This window comes from Methylobacterium crusticola, from assembly GCF_003574465.1.
GTDB classification, from domain to species: domain Bacteria; phylum Pseudomonadota; class Alphaproteobacteria; order Rhizobiales; family Beijerinckiaceae; genus Methylobacterium; species Methylobacterium crusticola.
Map to the genome: position 1 here is coordinate 1 of NZ_QOWC01000369.1, position 3,939 is coordinate 3,939.

The 3,939-nt window shown below is 75.2% G+C and carries 2 protein-coding genes; one reads left to right on the forward strand and one right to left on the reverse strand.

The window, feature by feature from the left end; translation table 11 throughout:
• Window positions 1-2,182, reverse strand: a 2,182-nt coding sequence (locus tag DT057_RS34185) for a 5'-nucleotidase C-terminal domain-containing protein (protein WP_128566450.1), incomplete at its 3' end; no start/stop codon positions are given.
• A 326-nt stretch (window positions 2,183-2,508) separates the two neighbouring features.
• On the opposite strand from DT057_RS34185, the gene DT057_RS34190 reads away from it, so the two are divergent.
• Window positions 2,509-3,810 (forward strand): tetratricopeptide repeat protein, encoded by a 1,302-nt coding sequence (locus DT057_RS34190; protein WP_128566451.1) that lies wholly within the window; start codon window positions 2,509-2,511, stop codon window positions 3,808-3,810.
• Window positions 3,811-3,939 lie beyond the last annotated feature (129 nt).

Genomic DNA, 3,939 nt, shown 5'->3' on the forward strand with positions numbered 1-3,939 from the left:
CGCCGCCCTCGACGCGGTCGTCCCCGTCCTGACCCGTCACCCGGTCGTTGCCGGCGCCGCCCGCGAGGTCGTCGTTCCCGGCGCCGCCGTAGACCGCGTCGTCCCCGCCGGCACCGCGCAGGACGTCGTCGCCGGCGTAGCCGAAGACGTCGTCGCTGCCGTCCGTGCCGGTCAGGGTGTCGCCGCCCCCGGTGCCGAAGCGCCCCGACCGGAACACCCCGTCGGCCCGCGCGCTCAGGTTCTGGATCCGCAGATCCTCGCTCGCCGGGGTATCGGGCGTCGCGTAGGCCGCCTCGGCGCTGCCGTGGCGGGCCTGGAGGTACTGCGCGAAGGCGGCCTGCTCGCCCACGACGGTGGCGGGCAGGCTGGCGGGCGCCGTGAAGTCCAGGGCCTCGTCCACCGGCGCCGAGAGCGTGCCGTCGGCCAGCAGGTAGCGGAAGTTGTCGCCGTTCTGCTTCGTCGGGTAGCCGTCGCCGCCGTTGGCGGTGAAGTTGAGCGACACGACGCTGATCGTGCCCGGGGCGCCCGCGGCGACGCGGCCGTCCTGCGCCACCCGGGCGATCACCGTGCCGGCCTCGTCCGTGAGGGCGACGCTGCGCACCCGCGAGCCGGCCGGGCGGGACGGGTCGTAGGAGAAGCGCACGCCGCCGAGCTGCGGGTAGCCGCCGTTGCCCGGCGCGAGCCCGGCCCCGTACTCGAGGATGTTCAGGAGCCCCTGCGGGGTGGTGTCGAACACCATCAGCTTGTTGTCGAAGCGGAGCGCGTTCTCGGTGTCTAGCCGCGAGATCCCGCCCTCCGGCTTGCCGGCGGCCGGGTTGGCGAGGGGCGGCAGCTTGGCGCCGGCGCCCGGGTCGCTGCCCCCGCCGGCGTCCACGGCGCCGATCGAGGCCCGGATCCCGCCCCCGTTCTTCAGCGACACCAGGAAGGGCTGGCCCGGCAGGGCCCGGGCCGCCGCGGCCGCGTTGGCGTCGGCCGAGAGGTCGCCGAGGTTCGTCTCCTGGGCGCGGCCGAAGGTGCGGTCGCCCTCGAGGTAGACGTCGGTGAAGCCGAAGACGCTGCTCTCCTTGGTGGCGATGACCCCCTCGATGGCGCCGGTGATCTGCCGGACCCGCGCGCCGATCGAGCCCGCCGCGAAGGCCTGGTCGATCTCGGCGCCGTAGGCGGCCTGGAGGTTCGCCTGCGTCGCCGCGTACGTGCCGCTGACGGCCGGGTCGACGCTGCCGGTGAGGAGGCGGCCGGCCTCGTCGAAATCGACCACCAGGCGGCCCAGGTAGGTCGACTCGCTGTCGGTGGCGACGATCAGGGTCGGGGCCCCGTCGGCCCCCGCGCTCACGATCGGGTACGGGCCCGCGGACGTGGCGTCGTGGCCCGGGAAGGCGGCCGGCACGTCGGTCGCGTCGCCGAGGCGGGTGTGCGAGCCGGCCGCCAGGATGACGTCGACGCCCTGCAGGAGCGGCGCCAGGGCCTGCTCGTTCGAGAGGAGCTGAAGGTGGCTGTCGAGCACCACCTTGTTGACGCCCTGGGCCACCAGCCCGTCGACGACCGGCTGGAGCTGGCTCGCCAGCAGCGCCATGTCGTCCCGCTCGACGAGGTTGTCGCCGGCCTGCCCGATCTTCGGGAAGCCGTTCACCTCGGTGCCGGTCGGCGAGGAGATCCGCTCGAGCACCTGCGTGGTCGCCCCGACCACGCCGATGCGCTCGCCGTTGACGGTCACGATCGCCGAGGGGGCGATGCGCCCCGCGATCGCGGACGCCTCCTGGCCGGCCGCCGTCACGCGCCCGCGCAGGGCGGCGTCGGCGGAGAAGTCGAGGTTCGCCGACAGGTAGGGGAACTGCGCGCCCGCCCAGGCGCCGGACGGCGTGACGGCGTCGGCCAGGACCTGCGAGCCGAGGTCGAAATCGTGGTTGCCGAGGGTCGAGGCCTTGACCCCGAAGGCGTTGTAGATCGCGATGTCGGGCCGCCCGAGGGCGGCCGCGCCGACGACCGCGTTCAGGGCGGGGTCCGCCCCCGCGGTCAGGAACGGGCCCGGGATGAAGTTGTCGCCGCCGGCCAGCACCAGGGTGTTGGCGTACTGGGCGTCGAACCGGTCGATCAGCGCGCCCATGACCGGCGCGGTCCGGGGCGTGAGGGTCGAGCCCTCCCCGTCCGACATGTGCAGGAGCTGGAGCGTGTAGCGGGCCATGCGGACATTCTCGCGATGCGCGTTGACGTGGCGCGCGGCTCCGGCCCGGGGAACGGGGCGCCGTCGCGTTGCCGGGCTGTGTCCCGGAGGTATCCAGACGATGTGACAGCCCGATGAAGTCCCAGCCGCCCCGCAGCGGACGCCCGCTCCGGCGCGCGTCGCGGCGCGAGGGGACCCGCGCCCCTGCCGGTCGGCGCCGCTGCGGCTGCGCGTCGTCGGGGTGCGGCATCCGCCTTGCGGGACGCCGGGATCCGCTTCGCCCGAGCCTGCGCTAAGGAGCGCGCGGGGCTCGCGGGAGCGCTAGGGTGCTTGGGAGGGTGTCGGCGATGGACAGCGAGGCGGTGTTGGCGCGGGCCCGCGATCTCGGCGCCCGGGCGGGGGGCGAGCCGCTGCGGGCGCTGGCCTCGGCCACGCTCGCCCGGATCCCGGACGACCTCTTCCTCATCGTCAGGCTCGCGATCGCGCTGCGGGACGCCGGCCTGTTCGCCGAGGCGGACGCGGCCTGCGAGCACATCCTGCGGCGCGATCCCGCCTACAGCTTCGCCCTCTACGAGCGCGGCGTCTCCTACACCCTCCAGGGCCGCCACGCCGAGGCGCTCGCGTCGTTCGCGCGAAACCTCGAGGTCGTGCCGGACGATCCGCGCACCCTGCTGTTCATGGCGCGGCTCGAGATGCGGCTCGGCCGCCACGACGCGTCCGGGCGGACGCTGGCGCGGCTGCGCGCCCTCGCGCCCGGGCACGAGGACCTGCCCTGGCTCGCCGAGCTCGACGCCTACCTGCGAGACTTCCCGGCCGCCCGCGTCGAGGCGGCCGCCCGGGCCTACGAGCAGGATCCCCGCTACGCCTGGCAGGACCGGCTGACCGGGCGGGTCCGCGCCGCGCTCGCGGCCGGGCGCGGGTTCTCCCTGGTGCGCCTCGGCGACGGCGAGGGCGCCTTCCTGAGGATCTCGGACGCCGACGAGGCGCGGTTTCCCAACCTCTACCGGCGCAACCGCCGGGACCGCGCCCGCGTCTGGTTCGGCGGCGAGGTCGACCCCGACGCGTCCGGCTTCACCGCCATGGCGGCGGGCCTCGCCGAGGTCGTCCGCGGCGCCGACGCGGTCGGGCTGCCCTACCCGAACTGGGTCGCGCACGAGTACCGGATCATCAGCCCGACCGGCATCCCCTCGCTCGCGAACGCCCTGCGGCTCATGCCCGACGTCGATACCGGGCAGTCCCTCTGCCCGCAGGCGGTCCACACCCTGATGGACCGGGACGGGCACCTCGCCGCGCTCCTGCGGGACCAGGCGCGGGTCGGCGTGATCTCCTGCCACGCGGGCCTGCCGGGCCTGCTCGCGCGGGATTTCGGCCTGCGCGACGTCGCGTTCCACAAGATCCCGGGCGAGAAGCTCCATGCCGCGGCCCTCGGCCCGGAGGCGGTCGCGGGGCGCCACTTCCCGGATCGGTTCCGGGAGGTGATGGCAGCCCTGGAGCGCCCGCTCGGCGGGCGGCTCTACCTCGTGGCCGGCGGGATCCTGGGAAAGTTCTACTGCGACCGGATCAAGCGCAGCGGCGGCGTCGCGCTCGACGTCGGCTCGGTGGTCGACGGCTGGCTCGGCGCCGACACCCGCGCGGGCAGCGCCTGGTGAGGCGGCCGGAGCGCCCCCGGGCCGCCCCGCCTCGGGGGCGACGCCCTCACCCGAAGGTGAAATTGTCGGCGCTGAGGCTCGCCAGGCGCGTGTTCTGGACCGTGACGGTGTCGCCCGACCCGTAGGCGA